The sequence below is a fragment of the Nonomuraea sp. NPDC001831 genome, assembly GCF_042892035.1.
Classification (GTDB): Bacteria; Actinomycetota; Actinomycetes; order Streptosporangiales; family Streptosporangiaceae; genus Nonomuraea.
In genome coordinates this window covers 187,549-206,823 of record NZ_JBIATU010000004.1, presented here as the reverse complement: position 1 = coordinate 206,823, position 19,275 = coordinate 187,549, and the positions used below count along the sequence as shown (strand labels likewise).

At 73.6% G+C, this 19,275-nt stretch carries 13 protein-coding genes; 12 read left to right on the top strand and 1 reads right to left on the bottom strand.

The window, feature by feature from the left end:
• Window positions 1–145: 145 nt before the first annotated feature.
• Window positions 146–340, bottom strand: a complete 195-nt coding sequence (locus tag ACFYYW_RS16170) for a hypothetical protein (protein WP_352325980.1) — start codon at window positions 338–340, stop codon at window positions 146–148.
• A gap of 367 nt (window positions 341–707) precedes the next feature.
• Here ACFYYW_RS16170 and ACFYYW_RS16165 point away from each other — a divergent pair, with 367 nt between their 5' ends.
• The 12 genes from ACFYYW_RS16165 (at window position 708) to ACFYYW_RS16110 (ending at window position 19,254) form a co-directional block, all read left to right on the top strand.
• Window positions 708–1,034 carry a hydroxyisourate hydrolase gene (locus ACFYYW_RS16165; protein ID WP_352325979.1) on the top strand — a complete coding sequence of 109 codons (327 nt, stop codon included), beginning with the start codon at window positions 708–710 and terminating at the stop codon, window positions 1,032–1,034.
• Window positions 1,035–1,052: 18 nt separating this feature from the next.
• On the top strand, window positions 1,053–2,834 hold the full coding sequence (locus tag ACFYYW_RS16160; RefSeq protein WP_387649338.1) for a 2-isopropylmalate synthase: 1,782 nt from the start codon (window positions 1,053–1,055) through the stop codon (window positions 2,832–2,834).
• A gap of 57 nt (window positions 2,835–2,891) precedes the next feature.
• A complete protein-coding gene (locus tag ACFYYW_RS16155; RefSeq protein WP_387649335.1) occupies window positions 2,892–5,663 on the top strand; it encodes an AAA family ATPase in 2,772 nt (923 codons plus the stop codon).
• A 145-nt stretch (window positions 5,664–5,808) separates the two neighbouring features.
• Window positions 5,809–5,997, top strand: coding sequence for an acyl-CoA carboxylase epsilon subunit (locus ACFYYW_RS16150; protein WP_352325975.1), 189 nt, complete (start codon window positions 5,809–5,811; stop codon window positions 5,995–5,997).
• Window positions 5,998–6,032: 35 nt separating this feature from the next.
• Window positions 6,033–7,025 carry a DUF1702 family protein gene (locus ACFYYW_RS16145; protein WP_387649331.1) on the top strand — a complete coding sequence of 331 codons (993 nt, stop codon included), beginning with the start codon at window positions 6,033–6,035 and terminating at the stop codon, window positions 7,023–7,025.
• Between the two features lie 143 nt (window positions 7,026–7,168).
• A complete protein-coding gene (locus ACFYYW_RS16140) occupies window positions 7,169–8,146 on the top strand; it encodes a DUF1702 family protein (RefSeq protein WP_387649329.1) in 978 nt (325 codons plus the stop codon).
• Complete coding sequence (locus ACFYYW_RS16135; protein WP_387649326.1) at window positions 8,143–10,089, top strand: CRTAC1 family protein; 1,947 nt, start codon at window positions 8,143–8,145, stop codon at window positions 10,087–10,089. The genes ACFYYW_RS16140 and ACFYYW_RS16135 overlap by 4 nt, the downstream gene beginning before the upstream one ends.
• Before the next feature lie 4 nt (window positions 10,090–10,093).
• Window positions 10,094–11,065, top strand: a complete 972-nt coding sequence (locus ACFYYW_RS16130; protein WP_352330166.1) for an enediyne biosynthesis protein — start codon at window positions 10,094–10,096, stop codon at window positions 11,063–11,065.
• Window positions 11,062–16,893 carry an SDR family NAD(P)-dependent oxidoreductase gene (locus ACFYYW_RS16125; protein WP_387649323.1) on the top strand — a complete coding sequence of 1,944 codons (5,832 nt, stop codon included), beginning with the start codon at window positions 11,062–11,064 and terminating at the stop codon, window positions 16,891–16,893. Before ACFYYW_RS16130 ends, ACFYYW_RS16125 begins: the two co-directional genes overlap by 4 nt.
• 3 nt (window positions 16,894–16,896) lie before the next feature.
• Complete coding sequence (locus tag ACFYYW_RS16120; RefSeq protein ID WP_352329445.1) at window positions 16,897–17,325, top strand: acyl-CoA thioesterase; 429 nt, start codon at window positions 16,897–16,899, stop codon at window positions 17,323–17,325.
• A gap of 22 nt (window positions 17,326–17,347) precedes the next feature.
• Window positions 17,348–17,887 carry a flavin reductase family protein gene (locus ACFYYW_RS16115; protein WP_352329447.1) on the top strand — a complete coding sequence of 180 codons (540 nt, stop codon included), beginning with the start codon at window positions 17,348–17,350 and terminating at the stop codon, window positions 17,885–17,887.
• Entirely contained in the window at window positions 17,884–19,254 is a 1,371-nt protein-coding gene (locus tag ACFYYW_RS16110; RefSeq protein ID WP_387649320.1) for a cytochrome P450, read from the top strand. The genes ACFYYW_RS16115 and ACFYYW_RS16110 overlap by 4 nt, the downstream gene beginning before the upstream one ends.
• Window positions 19,255–19,275 lie beyond the last annotated feature (21 nt).

The window sequence follows — 19,275 nt, the reverse complement described above, 5'->3', positions numbered from 1 at the left end:
ATCCGGGCGTGATTGCCATGATGAGTGGCGTAACTGGTGCTTACCCCTCAAAAAGTTTCTGCCATGGTTGGGTGGATGGTACAACGCCCTTGGGTATGTGGCCAGTTTTGGAGCGTTTCAGGGTGATCCGTGTTGCCTGTCACCGTCAGCGCTGAAAGGCCCCCTCGATCAGGCCCCACGGCCAGTCCATCGTCCCGTTGACGGTGTCGTGCTGGCCGGCGGACGGAACGGCGTGCGCGGGGGCCGGTGCGGCGGCGACGGCGGCGAAGCCGGCCAGCGCGGCGAGCAGCAGGGCGAGGGTGAGACGGACGCGGGCGGTGATGGCGGTGGTCGCGGTCATTTCGATCTACCTCCGGTGATTACCGCGGTTCTCGTCCGCGGCTTCGGAAATGACGCTCACACGACCCGCAATTCGCGCTTTATCCATCTTCTTTTCACCGGACATCAGTGCACGTTGGACGCTGTGCACACCCGTCCCCGCACCCGCCGGCGATAGCGGGGATAGCGCGAAATAAGGCGGCCGCCTCTTTTCGCGATCGGCGGCGATCGGACGGCGATAGCACGGCGATAGCGGCCGGAGGTCCGGCGGATAGGCGGCGGCGCGAGCCTGGGGCGCGAGCCCGGGCGGCGCGACCTGTCGTCGTCCGGGTGGCCATGTGCGCGGACGGCCCGCGCGGACCACTCGGAGAGGTTCGATGGGAATAGCGGTGCAAGCCCAGGACGCGGTCTACGGCCGGGGTGCGGCTGACCTGCACGTACGCCTGGACCATGACGCCGACGGGCATTGGGTGCTCGAAGCCGAGACCCGTACGGATCAGGACGGATCGGTCAGCGAGTGGGCCGACCGCCCGCTCGACCGCGGCCTGTACCGCATCGTGTTCGCCACCGACCCGTACTTCGTCGGGCTCGGGCTGCGGCCGGCGTATCCGGAGATCGTCGTCACCTTCCGCATGGTGGACGAGACCGCCGTGAACCACATCGTCGTGCTGATCTCGCCGCATTTCTCGACCGTCTATTTCGGATCGCTCAGCTGAGGGACAGTGAGGCCGGACATGAAGATCAGCCGCTATCGACCCTTCCCCAGGATGCCGCTCGGCGACCGCGCCTGGCCGGACGCCGAGCTCACCGCGCCGCCGCGCTGGTTGTCCACCGACCTGCGGGACGGCAACCAGGCGCTGCCCAGGCCCATGGACCCCGGCCGCAAGCTGGTGCTGTTCGACCTGCTGGTGGGCATGGGCTACAAGGAGATCGAGGTCGGCTTCCCGGCGGCGAGCCAGGACGACTACGACTTCGTCCGGCTCCTGGTCGAGCGCGACCTCATCCCGGACGACGTGTGCGTGACCGTGCTGACCCAGGCGCGCGACGAGCTGATCGAGCGCACGGTGGAGAGCGTGAGCGGGGCGCCCAGGGCGACGATCCACCTCTACAACGCGACCTCGCCGCTGGCCCGGCGGCTGGTGTTCGGGATGAACCGGGACGAGTGCAAGGACCTGGCGGTCCAGGGAACCCGACTGGTCATGAAATATGCCGATAAATTACTCGAAGAGGGTGATGTTCGGTTTCAGTACTCGCCTGAGCATTTCCACGACACCGAGCCCGACTTCGCGCTGGAGGTCTGCGCGGCCGTCATGGACGTCTGGCAGCCGGGCCCCGACCGGCCGATCATCCTGAACTTCCCCACGACCGTCGAGCGCTCGACGCCCAACGTGTTCGCCGACCAGATGGAGTGGCTGCACCGCAACCTGCCGCACCGCGAGCACGTCTGCCTGTCGGTGCACACGCACAACGACCGCGGCACCGGGGTCGCGGCGGCCGAGCTGGCGATGCTGGCCGGCGTCCAGCGCGTCGAGGGCTGCCTGTTCGGCAACGGGGAGCGGGCGGGCAACGTCTGCCTGGTCACGCTGGGCCTGAACCTGGCCACCCAGGGCGTCGACCCCGGCATCGACTTCTCCGATCTCGACCGGGTGCGGCGCGTCGTCGAGGAGTGCACCGGGCTCGCGGTGCCGCCGCGCCACCCGTACGGGGGCGACCTGGTGTTCACCGCCTTCTCCGGCGGGCACCAGGACGCGATCAAGAAGGCGTTCGACGCCATGGACCGGGAGGCGGCCCGTACCGGGAACGATCCGGCGGGGCTGCCGTGGGAGGTGCCGTACCTGCCGGTGGACCCGCGGGACGTGGGGCGCACGTACGAGGCGGTGGTCCGGGTGACCAGCCAGTCGGGCAAGGCGGGCCCGGCGTACCTGCTGAACGCCCGGTACGGCATCACGCTGCCGCGCGGGCTGCAGATCGAGCTGGGCCGGGCCGTCCAGGCGATGGCCGAGGCCGGGCGCGGCGAGGTCGAGCCGGAGCGGATCAGGCGGCTGTTCGAGCAGGAGTACCTGACCCCCGGCGACCCCGCCGACCCGCCCGGCGACCTGCCCGGCGACCTCGCCGGGACGGTGGCCACGCTGCACGTCGACGGCGGCGCGTACGGGCAGGCCCGATCGGACACGGCGGCGGCGCTGCGCACGGCGCTGGAGGCCGCCGGCGTCCGGGTCCGGGCCGTGCACCACCTCGACGGCGCGGCCGGCGGCGAGGTGACCGTCTACGCCCGGTGCGTCCTGGACGGCGGCACGGCGTGGGGCGCCGGCGCCGCGCCCGACGCGGCCGCCGCGGCCCTGGCCGCCGTGCGCACGGCCGTGGCCCGCGCCCGCCGCGCCCGCCGCGCCCACCCGCCGGCCACCGCACCCACCACCGCGCCCGCCACTGGACCCACCACTGCCCCTGAGCTGCCCCTTCCCGAGCCCGGACGCCGGCGCGCGGCCAGGAACCGGCGGCTGATGGCGGGACGATAGAGATCGAATACCACCCCGGCCTAGCGTGAGCGCAACACGACATGTGGGGAGACGGCCATGACTCTCATCGAACGGCAGGAGGAGATGTCCTGCCTGGAGTCGCTCGTCGCCAACGCCATCCTCGGCCGTGGACGGGTCGCGCTGGTCAGCGGGCCCGCCGGGACGGGCAAGAGCGCGCTGCTGCGCGCGTTGTCCGAGCAGGCCATAGAGCTGGGCGCGCTCGCGGTGACGGCGACAGGATCGCGCATGGAGCAGGACCTGCAGCTGGGCCTGCTCCGCCAGCTCATCCAGGACGCCCCCTTGGTCGAGGAGGAGCGCGAGCGCTCGGAGAAACTGCTGGCGGAGGGCGTGCGGACGGCGACCGCGGCGCACGCCGACGCCGAGCGGCTGCTCGACCCACAGGTCGTGCACGCCCTCGTCACGGTGCTGCTCGACCTGTCCGAACGTTGCCCGCTGGTGGTCGTCGTGGACGACGTGCACCACGCCGACCGCACCTCCCTGCTGTGCCTGGCCTACCTGGCGCGGCGGGTGCGCAACGCCCGGATCGTGGCGGTGTTCGCGCTCAACGACCGGCAGGGCACGGACGGCCCGCTGGAGACCGACCTGCTGCGGCTGCCGCACTGCCTGCGCCTGCAGCTCGCCCCGCTCTCCCGCAGGGGCGTGGCCGCGCTGGTGGCGGGCCAGGTGGGGCTCAGCGCGACCGAGCGGTTCGCCGAGGAGTGGCACACGATCAGCGGCGGCAACCCGCTGCTGGCCGGCGAGCTGGCCGCCGACTACCGCCAGCACCTGCGGGCCGTGGAGGAGCCGCCGCGCGAGCTGGTCGTCGGCGACCGGTTCGTCCGGGCGGTCGAGACGTGCCTGCGGCGCAGCCACCCGCGTACCGTCCGGGTGGCGCAGGGCCTGGCCGTGCTCGGCGAGGCCGACGGGCTGGCCGAGATGCTCGAACTGCCCGCGGTCGACGTCAGCAGGGAGCTGCTCACGATCGGCGCGACCGGCCTGCTGCGCGGCGGCGGCTACCGGCACGAGGCGGTGCGCTCGGCGGTGCTGGCCGGCATGGACCTGCCGGAGCGCAAGGAGCTGTACCGCCGCGCCGCCGAGCTGGCCTACACGCGCGGCGTGCGGCCCGGCGTGGTCGCCGACCGCCTGCTCCAGGCCGCCAGGGTCGAGGCGCCGTGGGTGGTGCCGACGCTGGAGGAGGCCGCGCTGGCCGCGCTGCGCAAGGGCGAGGTGGAGTCGGCGGTGGCCTACCTGAAGCTGGCCTGGCGCGAGTGCACCGACGAGCTCCAGCGCTCCAAGCTGATGACCATGCTCGTCCGCGCCGAGTGGCGGATCAACCCGGCCACCCCCGCCGGGCACCTGGACCAGCTCACCGAGGCGCTGCAGAAGGGCAGCCTGCACGGCAGCGACGCCGTCGTGCTGGCCCGCGCGCTGCTGTGGCACGGCCGCTTCGAGGACGCCCGCGACGTGCTGGAGCAGCTCAACCAGGAGGCGTCGGCGTCCGACCACGCGACGCTGGCCGAGCTGGTCGTGGCGCAGCTCTGGCTGCGGGTGACCTGCCCGCCGCTGGCCGCCTACGTGGCCAACCCGCCGCGCGAGCACATCCTGGCCGGCATGGTGTCGGTCGCCGTCAACCGGCGGCTGGAGTCCACGCTCGCCCTGGCCGAGGTGCTCACCCACGGCCCGCGCGAGCACAACCTCGACGCCGTCGAGCGCATTCTGGAGGGCGAGCGGCTGGACGAGATGTCCCTGGACGTCGTGGAGAACTCGCTGCTCGCCCTCACCTACGCCGGACGTTGCGAGCGCGCGGCGCCGCTGTGCGACCTGTTCGGCGACGAGGCGGCGGCCCGGCAGGCGCCGAGCCGCCGGGCCCGGCTGGCGGCCATCCGGGCCGAGATCGCGATCCGCCAGGGCGACATGCCCGCCGCCGAGCGGCACGCCCGCATCGCGCTGGACACGATCCCGATGAGCAGCTGGGGCGTGGCCATCGGCGGCCCGCTGGCCAGCCTGGTCATCGCGCTGACCGCGATGGGCCGGCACGAGGCCGTGCGCGACCCGCTGGACCGGCCGGTCGCCGAGGCCATGTTCCAGACCCGCTACGGCCTGCACTACCTGTACGCCCGCGGCCGCCACAACCTGGCCGGCGAGTCGTTCGTGGCCGCCCTGCACGACTTCCTGCGCTGCGGCGAGCTGGTGACGGCCTGGGGCCTGAACAACCCGGCGCTGATCCCCTGGCAGGCCGACGCGGCCGAGGCGTGCCTGCGGATGGGCCAGATCGAGGAGGCCAGGGAGCTGATCAAGGCCCACCTGGACGGCTGCGGCCCCGGCGCCTACCGGGGACGCGGCATCGGGATGCGGCTCAAGGCGGCCGTCTCCGAGCCGGCCCGCCGTCCGGCGCTGCTGCGCCAGGCGGTGGAGTACCTCCAGCTCGCCGGCGACCGGTACGAGCTGGCCAGGGCGCTGTTCGACCTGGTGGAGGCGTACGAGGCGCTGGGCGAGTTCCGGCGGGCCCGGACGGTCGCCGGACGGGCGCAGGCGGCGGCCCTGGAGTGCGGGGCCGAGCCGATGATCGGCGCGCTCAGCCGGGCGGCGGACGGGGACGGCGCGCCGTCCCCCCTGCCGGGCGACCTGATCGGCGTGCTGAGCGTCGGCGAGCGCCGGGTCGCCGCGCTGGCGGCGGCCGGTTACAGCAACCGCGAGATCGCGGCCAAGCTCTACATCACGATCAGCACCGTCGAGCAGCACCTGACCCGCACCTACCGCAAGCTGAACATCCGCCGCCGGGCCGACCTCCCGCTCGTGGTGGAGTTCGACGACACCGCCCAGTCCTGACCGCCCAGTCCTGACCCGGGGCCCGCCCGGTCCGGCGAGACTTCCGCCGCCGGACCGGGTTCACCCGTGCGCACCTGTACTCCCGGGGGGCACCGGGCATGCAGGAAGTTGCGGCCGCGCGGGCCCGCGGGCGAGCGTCGAAGGCATGGAACTCACCGTGGTGCGGGGGCAGGCGACCCCCGAGGAACTCGAAGCGGTCGTCGCGGCGGTCTTCCGCCGCCTGGCCGAGGCGGCCGAGCGCGAGGCGTCGGCGTGGGCAGACCCGTCCGTACTGGTGCGCAGCCCGCTGGCCGGCGGTGGCGGCGACTGGCGGCTGGCGGCCTGGGCGAGCTGACCCGGGTCTTCACGGTACTGGAGGAGGAGCACACCATGTCGTCTCTGCTCGGTTCGCTGCGCCGGCTCGTGCTGGCGCCATCCCTGGCCGACGTGACCTTCGGCGCACGCGGCTTCCCCGTCGTCCCCTCGGCGCTCACCGGCCGCCTGGAGGCCATCCCGCAGGCCGTCGTGTGCGGCTTCGAGTGGGGCATCGACGTCCGCGACCAGTGGGAGATCGAGCGCCGGCTGTCCCTGGTGGACGTCGAGCAGCGCGGCTTCGCCTACGAGGGCGCGACGATGGCCTTCACCGTGCTGGACGCCATGGGCGGCGGGCGCGGGCGGCGTACCCGGGACCTGCTCATGGGCCCGGGGCAGCCGCACATCTTCCTGGCCTACATCGGCATCGGCTTCGCCATGGCCCGGCTGCCGCGGGTGTTGTGGAAGAAGGTGCTGCCGGACCTGGACGGCACCCCGTACCACCCGGTGATGAGCTGGCTGGCCGTGGACGGGTACGGCTTCGACCTGGCCTACTTCCACACCCGCCGGTACGTCGACGGGCAGCAGGTGCCGGCCTCCTACCCCTGGCAGGGCGACGCGGCCTACTTCCCGCGCGCCGTGGACCAGGGCGTCGGCCGGGCGTTGTGGTTCGTCCACGGCGGCAGGCCGGCCGACGTGGCCGCGGCGGTGCGCGCGTTCGCGCCGGGGCGGCAGGCGGACCTGTGGAGCGGGGTCGGGCTGGCGGCCACGTTCGCCGGCTGCGCGGCGGGCGCGGCGGCGGTGCTGCGCGAGGAGGCCGGGGAGCACCGGGGCGAGCTGGCCCAGGGCTCGGTGTTCGCGACCAAGGCCCGGCACTGGTCGGGCTTCGTCCCGGAGCATTCGGCGGCCACGGGCGCGGTGCTGACCGGGCTCGACGTGGCCGGCGCGGTGGCGCTGGCCGACGACAGCGAAGTCGCCGCGGGCACGTCGGAACGCGTCCCGGATTACGAGCTGTGGCGCGGCAGGGTGCGCGCGCATTTCGCGGCCGAGGCCGAGCTCCCGGCCCGCTGAGCGTTTCCCGGAATAAGCACGGCATTCGCTTTCGCACGCCCAAAAATGAGCCTCCGAGCTGAGCAAACCCGAAGTTGTCCGGCCACCGGGCGGCATGTGTCAATGAAATTGGATTGTTCGGGCTATAAGCGGCGGAGGCTCAATTGGCAAGCGCATTGCGGTCACTGAGACGCAGAATTCTGGTGCCGGACGTCGGCGAGACGAAAGTAGAAACGCGCGGCTTCTGGGTGAAGAACGCGGCGTCCACCGAATTACTGGAGACGGTCGGCGAATACTTTCTCGCCGGTTACGCCCACGCCGTGGAGTCGCGCACCGTCGCCGAGGCCGAGGACCGGCTCGAAGAGGTGCCCGCCCGCTTCCGGGGCTTCGCCTACGAGGGCGCGGGCATGGGCTTCGCCATCCTGGACTGCATGACCTTCGGCGACCTGCGCCGGGTCAACGCCTGCCTCCGGGGACGCGGGCACCACCACAACTACATGATCTACGTGGGGATCGGCTGGGCCATGGCCCGGCTCCCCCGCTTCCTGTGGCCCAAACCCCGGCTGCTGGACCCGCTGCTGCTGTGGCTGGTCCACGACGGGTACGGCTTCCACCAGGCCTACTTCCACACCGACAAGTACGTGCACCAGCAGGTGCGCGAACCCCGCTTCTCCTGGCCGGCCGGCCAGGAGGACTACGCGGCCCACGCCCTCGACCAGGGCATCGGCCGCGCACTGTGGTTCGTCGCCGGCACCAGCGCCGAGCGGGCGGTCACGCTGCTCGAACGGTTCCCCGAGTCCCGCCACGCCGACCTCTACGCCGGCATCGGCCTGGCCGCCACCTACGCGGGCGGCGCCGACGACGCCGAGCTGCGGTGGCTGCGCGAGCGCGCCGGAGCGCACCGGGGGCCGCTGGCCCAGGGCAGCGTGTTCGCCGCCGAGGCCAGGATCCGCGCCGGGCTGCTCTTCCCGCACACCGAGTCGGCCGTGGGCGTTCTCTGCGGCACCACGGCGGAGCAGGCGGCCGAGGTGAGCCGCGCGACCCGCCCCACCGCGACAGCACAGGACTCGCCGCCCGCCTACGAGGCGTGGCGCCGGCGTATCGCCGAGACGTTCGTCTTCCATGGAGGTGTTCCCTCGTGAGCTCGGTAGCCGCGTGGTTGCGCAAGCAGGCGGCGGGAGTCGCCGCACTCGCGCTGATGATCGCCGTCTTCGCGATCGGCCACCCGACCTTCGCCTCCGACGCGACCAAGGCCGAGATGGCCGGCGCGTACGGCTTCAAGTCCCTGGCGATCGCGATGCCGGGCGGCGGCCCGGCCAAGACCGTCCGCAAGGTGAACCAGGCCTACAAGCACATCGACGCCTGGATCTCCTCCGTGGGGGCCGCGATCGCGCTGAACGACCTCGACGGCAACGGCAGGGACGACGACCTGGTGATCGTCGACCCGCGTACCGACCAGGTGGTCGTCACCCCGGCGCCGGTCGAGGGCGGCGGCGAGCGGTACCGGCCGTTCGCGCTGTCGCTCGGCTCGCTGCCGGTCACCGACGCGATGGCGCCCATGGGCGCGGTGCCCGCCGACTACAACGACGACGGCCGGACGGACCTGCTGGTCTACTGGTGGGGCCGCACGCCCACGCTGCACCTGCAGCGGCCGACCGCGGCCCGGTTCGACGCCGCCGCCTTCGACGCGGCCGAGCTGGTGCCCAACGCGGGCGGCGCGAAGTACACCGGCGAGGTGTGGAACAGCAACGTCGCGACCGTCGCCGACTTCGACGGTGACGGCCGGCAGGACATCTTCGTCGGCAATTACTTCCCCGACGGCAGCCCGGTCCTCGACAGCCGCGTGGACGGCGGCGTGCAGATGAACCACTCGCTGTCCAAGGCCGTCAACGGCGGCCGGGACTACTTCTTCCGCGGCACCGGCAACGGCGGCTTCACCCGCCTGGACGGCGTGCTGCCGCCGGACGTCTCCACCGGCTGGGAGCTCGGCGCGACCAGCGCCGACCTGGACGGCGACGGCCTGCCCGAGCTGCTGCTGAACAACGACTTCGGGCCCGACCACCTGCTCTACAACACCTCCTCCCCCGGAAAGATCACGTTCTCCCCGACCGTCGGGACGCACGAGATCGGCGTGCCGAAGTCGAAGGTGCTCGGCGAGGACTCCTTCAAGGGCATGGGCTCGGACGCCGGCGACCTCAACCACGACGGCGTCCTGGACTTCTTCGTCAGCAACATCACCACCCCGTACGGCATCCAGGAGAGCAACTTCACGTTCCTGTCCACCGTCAAGACCCAGGCCGAGCTGCGCGAGAAGCTGCGGCAGGGCAAGGCGCCGTGGAAGGACCTCAGCGCCGAGCTGCGCACCGCCTGGTCCGGCTGGGGCTGGGACCCGAAGATCGAGGACTTCGACAACGACGGCGAGAACGAGATCGTCCAGGCGACCGGGTTCGTCAAGGGCGACGTCAACCGGTGGCCGCCGCTGCAGGAGCTGGCCGCCGCCAACGACGGCGTGACCAGCAACCCCAAGTCGTGGCCGAACGTCACCGAGGGCGGCGACATCGCCGGCGCGCAGACGCTGGCCTTCTTCGCCAAGGGCCCCGACGGCCGCTACGCCAACCTGTCGGAGCAGCTCGGCCTGGCCGTGCCCGTGCCGACGCGCGGCATCGCGACCGGGGACGTCAACGGCGACGGCCTGATCGACTTCGCGGTGGCCCGCCAGTGGGAGGCCCCCGCCTTCTACCTCAACACCAGCCGGTCGGCGGGCTCGTTCCTCGGGCTGCGCCTGCTGCACGACACCCCCTCCGCGGCCGGCCCGCTGCCCGCCGCCGGATCGCCGGTGATCGGCGCGACGGTGACCGCCACCACGCCCGACGGCCGCTCCTTCATGGGCCGCGTGGACGGCGGCAGCGGCCACTCCGGCAAGCGCGCGCACGCGGTGCACATCGGCCTCGGCGCGAACGTCACCGGCCCCGTGCGGGTCAAGCTGAACTGGCGCGACCGCGCCGGGCAGCGGCACCAGCAGGAGCTCACGCTCACCCCCGGCTGGCACACCCTCCAGCTCGGCTCGCAAGCGAAGGAGAAGTGACGGCATGGCCGCCAAGACGATCACCCCGCCACGTCACGATCCCAAAGTGATCACGGCGCTGCGCCGGTTCGCGATCTCGATCACCATCTTCAACATCCTCGGCTACACCGTGCTGGGGTTCGAGCAGCCGTGGTCGTGGCCGTTCGTGGCGCTGGCCACCGGCTACACCGTGGAGATCATCCTTGAGGTGATCGGCGCCCGCCAGGAGGGCCGCGCGCCGCGCTTCCTCGGCAACGGCCCGCGCGGGCTGATGGAGTTCCTCTACCCCGCGCACATCACCTCCATCGCGCTCAACATGCTGATCTACGTCAACGACCAGGTGCTGGTCATGATGTTCGGCGTGACCGTCGCCGTGGGCGCCAAGTGGGTGCTCAAGGCGCCGGTGCGCGGGCGGATGCGGCACTTCATGAACCCGTCCAACTTCGGCATCGCGATCATCCTGCTGCTGCTGCCGTGGGCCAGCATCGCGCCGCCGTACCACTTCACGGAGAACGTCGACAACCCGATCGACTGGATCATCCCGGGGATCATCATCATCGGCGGGACCATGATCAACGGGAAGCTGACCGGCCGCATGTGGCTGATCGGCGGATGGGTGAGCGTCTTCGCCCTCCAGGCCGTGGTGCGCGGGCTGATCATCGACGACATCTCCATCCTCGGCGGGTTGTCGATGATGACCGGGGTGGCGTTCATCCTGTTCACCAACTACATGATCACCGACCCGGGCACGAGCCCGTCCAGGCCGCTGTCCCAGGTCGCCTTCGGCGGCGGCGTGGCCGTGGTGTACGGCCTGCTCATGGGGATGAACATCCCGTACGGGATCTTCTTCGCCACGGCGGCGGTCTGCCTGATCCGCGGCGGCTTCCTGTGGGCGCTGCACATCGTCAACAAGGCGCGCGAGCTCGACGCCGCCAGGGTCAGCGCAGCCGCCGCCCAGGCGCTGCAGCACGCGCGGGAAGAGGTCGCGAAGGCATGACGAGGATCGCGATCGTCGGCATGGCCTGCCGGTACCCGGACGCCGCCTCTCCCCGCGAGCTGTGGGAGAACGCGGTGGCCGGCCGCCGGGCCTTCCGCCGGCTCCCGGACGAGCGCATGCGGCTGGAGGACTACTGGGACCCCGATCCCGCAGCGCCGGACCGCTTCTACGCCAAGACCGCCGCGGTCATCGAGGGCTACGCCTTCGACCGGGTGGCACACAAGATCGCCGGCAGCACGTACCGGTCGACCGACCTGGCCCACTGGCTGGCCCTGGACATGGCCGGCCGGGCCCTGGCCGACGCCGGGTTCGCCGGCGGCGAGGGGCTGCCGCGCGAGCGCACCGGGGTCGTCGTGGGCAACACGCTCACCGGCGAGTTCACCCGCGCGAACGTGCTGCGGCTGCGCTGGCCGTACGTGCGGCGCACCCTGGCCGCGGCCCTGAAGGAGCAGGGCTGGGACGACGAGCGCCTGGCCGCGTTCCTGGCCGACTACGAGGCCGCCTACAAGAGCCCGTTCCCGCCGGTGGACGAGGACACGCTGGCCGGCGGGCTGTCCAACACGATCGCCGGACGCATCTGCAACCACTTCGACCTCAACGGCGGCGGCTACACCGTGGACGGCGCCTGCTCCTCGTCCCTGCTGTCGGTGGTGACGGCCGGCAAGGCGCTGGCCGACCACGACGTGGACGTGGCCGTCGCGGGCGGCGTGGACCTGTCCATCGACCCGTTCGAGGTGATCGGGTTCGCCAAGACCGGCGCGCTGGCCAAGAGCGACTTCCGCCTCTACGACCGGCACTCCAACGGCTTCTGGCCCGGCGAGGGCTGCGGCATCGTCGTGCTGATGCGCGAGGAGGACGCGCTGGCCGCCGGGCGGCGGATCTACGCCACGATCGCCGGCTGGGGCGTCTCCTCCGACGGCAAGGGCGGGATCACCCGTCCGGAGGTGAGCGGCTACCTGCTCGCGATGCGCCGCGCGTACGACAAGGCCGGGTTCGGCCCCGAGAGCGTCGAGCTGTTCGAGGGCCACGGGACGGGCACGGCGCTCGGCGACGCGACCGAGCTCACGGCCCTGTCGCGGGCCAGGGCCGCGGCCGCGCGGCCGGCCGCGGTCGGCTCGATCAAGGGCATGATCGGCCACACCAAGGCGGCGGCGGGCGTGGCGGGCCTGATCAAGGCGGCCATGGCCGTGCACGAGCAGGTGCTGCCGCCGACCATCGGGTGCGTCGACCCGCACCAGGTGCTCACCGACGAGGGCGCCACGCTGCGGGTGCTGCGCACGGCCGAGCCGTGGCCGCAGGGCGCGCCGCTGCGCGCGGCGGTGACCGCCATGGGCTTCGGCGGCATCAACACGCACGTGGTGCTGGAGAACACCGGCCCGCGGCGGCGGGTGTCCAGCCGCGTCAAGGCGCTGGCCGCCGCGTCCCAGGACGCGGAGCTGTTCCTGCTGGACGGCGGCACCTGGGACGAGCTGCGCGGCCTGGTGTCGGAGCTGCTCGACTTCGTGCCCAAGGTGTCCTACGGCCAGCTCGCCGACCTGGCCGCCACGCTGCGCGGGCGGCTGCGCGGCCTGCCGTTCCGGGCGGCCGTCGTGGTCAGCTCGCCCGACGACGCCGTACGGCAGCTCACCCGGGTGCTGACGGCGCTGGAGTCCGGCGAGAACGCGCTGTCCACCCCCGACGGCAAGGCGTTCGTCGGCCGCGCATCGGCCCGGCCCCGGATCGGCTTCCTGTTCCCCGGGCAGGGCTCGGGCCGCGGGACCGACGGCGGCGCGCTGGCCAGGCGCTTCGCCGACGTCGCCGAGGTGTACGCCACCGCGGCGCTGCCCACGGACGGCGACATGGCGGCCACCGAGGTCGCCCAGCCGCGCATCGTCACCGGCTCGATGGCGGGCCTGCGCGCGCTGTCGCTGCTCGGCATCGAGGCGGACGCGGCCGTCGGGCACAGCCTGGGCGAGCTGTCGGCCCTGCACTGGGCGGGCGCGATGGACGAGGACGCGCTGCTGCGCGTGGCGACCAAGCGCGGCCGGGCGATGCGGGAGCGCAGCGAGCCGGGCACGATGGCCGGCGTGCGGGCCGCGCCGGAGACCGTGCTGGAGCTGGCCGGCGACCTGCCGGTGGTGATCGCCGGGTACAACGGGCCGCTGCAGACCGTCGTCGCCGGGCCGGTGGCGGCGGTGGAGGAGGCCGGCCGCCGGGCCGAGCGCGCCGGGCTGACCTGGACCAGGCTGAACGTATCGCACGCCTTCCACTCGCCCCTGGTCGCCCCGGCGGCCGAGGCGCTGGCCGGATACCTGGCCGAGGAGCGGTTCGGGCCGGTCGCCCGGCGGGTCGTCTCCACCGTCACCGGCGAGGACCTGGCCGCCGGGACCGACGTCCCGGCGCTGCTGCACCGGCAGATCACCGCGCCCGTGCTGTTCGCCCAGGCGCTGGCCGCCGTGGCCGCGGACGCGGACCTGCTGGTCGAGGTGGGCCCCGGTCGGGTGCTCAGCAGGCTGGCGGCCGAGCTGACCGACGTGCCGGCCGTCGCCCTGGACACCGACAGCGAGTCGCTGGCCGGGCTGCTCGGCGTGGCCGGCGCCGCGCACGTGGCGGGCGTGCCCGTCGACTGCGAGGAGCTGTTCCACGGGCGGCTGGTCAAGCCGCTGGAGATCGGCGCGGCGTTCTCGTTCTTCACCAGCCCGGCCGAGCAGGCGCCGCAGGTGCGCGTCAAGGCCGCCGCCCCGCAGCCGGCGGAGCGGGCGGCCGATCCGCACGGCAGCGCGAACGGCAGCGCGAACGGCAGCGCGAACGGCGGCGCGAACGGCGGGGCCGCGGCCAAGCCGGGCGAGTCCACGGTCGAGCTGCTGCGGCGGCTGGCCGCCGAACGCGCCGAGCTGCCGCTGGAGATGGTCACCGAGGACAGCAAGCCGCTGGACGAGCTGCACCTGAGCTCGGTCACCGTCATGCACATCATCGACCAGGCCACCCAGCAGCTGGGCGTGCCCGCGGGCATGGCGCCGGCCAACGTCGCCACCGCGACGCTCCAGGAGCTGGGCGAGGCCCTGGACCGGCTGGCCGCGCAGCCGCGCGCGCAGTCGGCGCGGGGCGTGGCGGGCGCGGCGCCGTGGGTGCGCCCGTTCGCCGTGGACCTGGACGAGCAGCCGCTGCCCCGGCGGACGGCCGAGGAGCGCGCGGGGACGTGGCAGGTGTTCGCGCCCGCCGGTGCGTCCCTGGCGGGGCCGCTGCGCGAGGCACTCGAAGGGGAGAAGATCGGTTCCGGTGTCCTGGTGTGCCTACCCGCGCGGTGCGCGGCCGACGACCTGGAGCAGGCGCTGCTCGGCGCCAAGGCGGCGCTGGCCGGCGGGCCGGGCACCCGGCTCGTCCTGGTCCAGCACGGCCGCGGCGCGGCGGGGCTGGCCAAGACGTTCCACCTGGAGAGCGGCCTGCCCACCACGGTCGTGCACCTGCCGCAGGACGCGCCGCAGGCCGCCGCCCGGGTAGCGGCGGAGGCGGCGGCCACGACGGCCTTCTGCGAGGTGCACTACGACGCCGCCGGCGTGCGGCGGGTGCCGACGCTGCGGGCGCTGCCGTACCGGCAGGAGCGGGCCGAGGAGCCGCTGACCGGCTCCGACGTGCTCCTGGTGACCGGCGGCGGCAAGGGCATCACGGCCGAGTGCGCCATGGCCATGGCCGGCGGGGCCAAGGTGGCCGTGCTCGGCCGCTCCGACCCCGCCCAGGACGAGGAGCTGGCCGCGAACCTGCGGCGCATGGCCGCGACCGGGCTGACCGTCCACTACGCCAGGGCCGACGTCACCGACGCCGCCCAGGTGCGGGCGGCCGTGGCCGCGGCCGAGCAGGCGCTCGGGCCGGTGACCGCCGTCCTGCACGGCGCCGGGCGCAACGAGCCCGAGGGCATCGCCGGGCTGGACCTGGACGCCTTCCGCCGCACGTTCGCCCCCAAGGTGGACGGCCTGCGCAACGTGCTGGAGGCGGTCGAGCCCGGACGGCTGCGGCTGCTGGTGACGTTCGGCAGCATCATCGGCCGGGCCGGCCTGCACGGCGAGGGCCACTACGCGACCGCCAACGAGTGGCTGGCCGACCTGACCCGCGAGGCGGGCGAGCGGCATCCCGGCCTGCGGGCGATCTGCATGGAGTGGTCGGTCTGGTCCGAGGTCGGCATGGGTGAGCGGCTGTCGGTCGTGGACCGGCTGGTCGAGCAGGGCATCACGCCGATCCCGGTGGACCAGGGCGTGGAGATCATGCGCCGCCTGGTGAGCGATCCCGACGCGCCCGGCGTGGTGGTGATCAGTGGGCGCACCGAGGGCATCCACACCGTGCGCCGGGAGGAGCCGGAGCTGCCGCTGCTCCGCTTCGTCGGCACGCCGCTGGTCCGCTACCACGGCGTGGAGCTGGTCAGCGAGGTCGAGGTGAACGCCGGGACCGACCTGTACCTGGCCGATCACCTGCTGGACGGCAACCTGCTGTTCCCCGCGGTGTTCGGGCTGGAGGCCATGGCGCAGGTGGCGTACGCGGCCACCGGCCGGGCCGGCGCGCCCGTCGTGGAGCACGCGGAGTTCGTCCGGCCGATCATCGTGCCGCCCGACGGGAGCACCACGCTCCGGGTGGCGGCGACGGTCACCGGGCACGACACGGTCGCGGTCGCCATCCGCAGCCAGGAGACCGGCTTCGACGTCGACCACTTCACGGCCGTGCTGCGCCTGGACGCCGGCGCCCCGCCCGCCGGCCCGCCCGAGCAGTCCGGCGACGAGCTGCCGCCGGTCGCGCTGGACCCCGACACCCAGCTCTACGGCGAGGTGCTCTTCCAGGGCAGGCGTTTCCAGCGGCTGCGCCGCTACCACCGGGCCGCGGCCCGCGAGGTGGACGCCGACCTCCAGGTGGCGCAGGAGTGCGACTGGTTCGCCGGGTTCCTCCCGCCGGACCTGCTCCTGGGCGACCCCGGCATGCGGGACGCGCTGATGCACGGCAACCAGGTGTGCGTGCCCGACGCCACCCTGCTGCCGACCGGCATCGACCGCGTGCACCCGGCCGGGGCCGCGCTGTCCGGCGCGGACGAGGTGCGCTACTGCGCCTCCGAGCGGTCCAGGGACGGCGACGCCTACGTCTACGACGTCGCGGTCCGGACGAAGGACGGCGAGGTCGTCGAACGCTGGGAGGGGCTGCGGTTGCAGGCCGTGCGGAAGAAGGGCGGGGCCGGTCCGTGGGCGGCGCCGCTGCTCGGCCCGTACCTGGAGCGCACGCTGGAGGACCTGACGGGCGCGCGGGTGGCGGTCGTCGTGGAGCCGGGCGAGGGCACCGGCGACCTGGCCGCGGCCCGGCTCGGCACGGCGGAGGGCACGGCGGAGGGCACGGCGGAGGGCGTGCGGACGGTTTCGGCCCACGTGCCCGGACTGACGGTGTGCGTGGCCGCCCCAGGGCCGCTGTCGTGCGCCGTCGAGCCCGTCACCGCCGCCGGGCCCGGCGACCCGGGCGACCGGGACGACCGGGGCGACGGGCGGGACGCGCTCGCCGGCGAGATCGCCGCGGCCTGCGGGGAGGACGCGGACACCGCCCGCGCCCGCACTCGCGCCGCGCTCGCCTGCCTGCGCACCGCGGGAGCGGCAGCGGCCACGGCAGCGGCAGCGGCAGCGGCAGCGGCAGCGGCAGCGGCAGCGGCAACGGCAGCGGGGACGGCGGCGGGGACGGACGTGCCGCTCACGGTCACCCGGGCCGCGGCCGACGGGTGGGTGGTCCTGACCGGCGGCGGCGCGGCCGTGGCCACGCTCGCCACCCGGGTGCACGGCCTGCCCGCCCCCGTCGTCGTCGCGATACTCACCGAAGGGCGGTCCTAGCCCATGGGCACCTACTACGAGTACCTGCACACGGTCGGCTTCGAGGAGACCAACCTCGTCGGCAACGTCTACTACGTCAACTACCTGCGCTGGCAGGGACGCTGCCGGGAGATGTTCCTCATGGAACGGGCCCGGGACGTGCTCGCCGACCTGCAGGACGACCTCAAGCTGTTCACCCTCAAGGTCGACTGCGAGTTCTTCGCGGAGATCACGGCCTTCGACCAGCTGTCCATCCGGATGCGCCTGATCGAGCTGGCGCAGACGCAGATCGAGTTCGGCTTCGACTACGTCCGGGTCACCCCGGGCGCGCCCGAGGTCCTCGTCGCCCGCGGCAGGCAGCGCGTGGCCTGCATGCGGGGGCCGAACACCAAGACCGCGCCGGCGAGGGTCCCCGAGCCCCTGGTCAGGGCGCTCGAACCGTACCTGGCCTAGAACCCGGACCCAGGAGGTCACCGTGCAACTCCACTCATCGGCCCCGGCGCCGCAGGTCGCGGACGCCAAGGCGCTGCGCGACGCGTTCGGGGCCTTCGCCACCGGCGTCACCGTGATCACCACGGGCGGCGAGGTCCCGCACGCCATGACGGCCAACTCCTTCACCTCGGTCTCGCTCGACCCGCCGCTGCTGCTGGTGTGCGTCGGCAAGGGCGCGGTGATGCACCAGTGCATCACCGCGGCCACGTCGTTCGGGGTCTCGGTGCTGGCCGGGCACCAGGAGGCCGAAGCGCGGCACTTCGCCGACCGCTACCGGCCGCTCGGCCTGGCCCAGTTCGCCGACGTCGAGGTGACGCCGGGCGAGGTCACCGGGGTGCCGCTCATCGCGGGCGCGGCGGCCCGCTTCGAGTGCCGGGTCTGGCGCGCCTACGACGGCGGCGATCACACGATCTTCGTCGGCGAGGTGCTGTCCCTGAGCCGGCGGGACGACTGCGACGGCCTGCTGGTCTACCGGGGCCGCTTCGGTGAGACCTCGCCCGCCCTGCAGGGGGTGTCGGCGTGACCACACTGGGCACCCGCCCGGTGGCGCTGGGCGGCCGCGTGCCGCCCGGCCCGCCGCCCTGGGCGGCGCCCGTCCTGTACCGGCGGCTGGTCGGCGACCGGCTCGCGCTGCTGTCGAAGGCGACCGCCCGGTACGGCGACGCGGTGCGCATGACGATCGGCCCGAAGAGCATCTACCTGTTCAATCATCCCGACCACGCCAAGCACGTTCTGGCCGACAACAGCGGCAACTACCGCAAGGGCATCGGCCTGGCCGAGGCCCGGCGGGTGATCGGCGACGGGCTGCTGACCAGCGACGGCGAGCGGTGGCGGCAGCAGCGCAGGACCATCCAGCCGCTGTTCCAGAACAAGCGGCTGGCCCAGCAGGACACCGTGCTGGCCGAGGAGGCCGGCCGCCTGGTCGAGCGGCTGCGGGCCCGGGTGGGCGGCGGGCCCGTGGACGTGGCCGGGGAGATGACCGGCCTGGCGCTCGGGGTGCTCGGCCGCACCCTGCTGGCGGCCGACCTCGGCGCGCACGGCTCGGTCGGGCACGCCTTCGAGGGCGTCCAGGACCAGGCCATGTTCGAGATGGTGACGCTGGCCATGGTGCCGTTGTGGCTGCCGTTACCGCTGCACCTGCGTTTCCGCCGGTCCCGGCGGGAGTTGTACCGGGTCGTGGACCAGCTGGTGGCCGAGCGGCTGGCGCACCCGACCGGCGGTGGCGACCTGCTGTCCCTGCTGATCGAGTCCACCGGGCTGCGGAAGGACCCGCGGGCCGCCCGGCAGCGCCTGCGCGAGGAGCTGGTCACGGTGCTGCTGGCCGGGCACGAGACCACCGCCAGCACCCTGTCGTGGGCCTTCCACCTGCTGGACCGGCATCCGGAGGTGCGCGAGCGGGTGCGGGCGGAGGCCGTCGCGGTGCTGGGCGACCGGCCGCCGGTGTACGAGGACCTGCGCAGGCTCACCTACACGGCGGCGGTGCTGGAGGAGGTCATGCGGCTGTACCCGCCGGTGTGGGCGCTGACCCGGGTGGCGCGGGAGGACGACGAGGTGGGCGGGTACCGGGTCCCGGCGGGGGCGGACGTGCTCGTCAGCCCGTACACGCTGCACCGGCATCCGGCGTACTGGCGGGAGCCGGACGCGTTCCGTCCCGAGCGGTTCGAGCCGGGCGCGCCCGCCGACCGGCCGCGGTACGCCTACATCCCCTTCGGCGCGGGCCCGCGCTTCTGCGTGGGCAACCACCTGGGGATGATGGAGGCCACGTTCGTGCTGGCGATGGTCACCCGGGAGCTGCGGCTGACCGGGCTGCCCGGCCGCCGGGCGGTGCCGGAGGCCATGTTGTCGCTGCGGGTGCGCGGCGGGCTGCCGATGACGGTGAGCCCGGCCTAGGGACCGGAGATCACCGAAGGG

Coding starts and splice junctions, on each gene's coding strand:
- ACFYYW_RS16155 (WP_387649335.1), top strand. CDS start 2,892: ATGACTCTCATCGAACGGCAGGAGGAGATGTCCTGCCTGGAGTCGCTC.
- ACFYYW_RS16160 (WP_387649338.1), top strand. CDS start 1,053: ATGAAGATCAGCCGCTATCGACCCTTCCCCAGGATGCCGCTCGGCGAC.
- ACFYYW_RS16125 (WP_387649323.1), top strand. CDS start 11,062: ATGACGAGGATCGCGATCGTCGGCATGGCCTGCCGGTACCCGGACGCC.
- ACFYYW_RS16120 (WP_352329445.1), top strand. CDS start 16,897: ATGGGCACCTACTACGAGTACCTGCACACGGTCGGCTTCGAGGAGACC.
- ACFYYW_RS16170 (WP_352325980.1), bottom strand. CDS start 340: ATGACCGCGACCACCGCCATCACCGCCCGCGTCCGTCTCACCCTCGCC.
- ACFYYW_RS16130 (WP_352330166.1), top strand. CDS start 10,094: ATGGCCGCCAAGACGATCACCCCGCCACGTCACGATCCCAAAGTGATC.
- ACFYYW_RS16150 (WP_352325975.1), top strand. CDS start 5,809: ATGGAACTCACCGTGGTGCGGGGGCAGGCGACCCCCGAGGAACTCGAA.
- ACFYYW_RS16145 (WP_387649331.1), top strand. CDS start 6,033: ATGTCGTCTCTGCTCGGTTCGCTGCGCCGGCTCGTGCTGGCGCCATCC.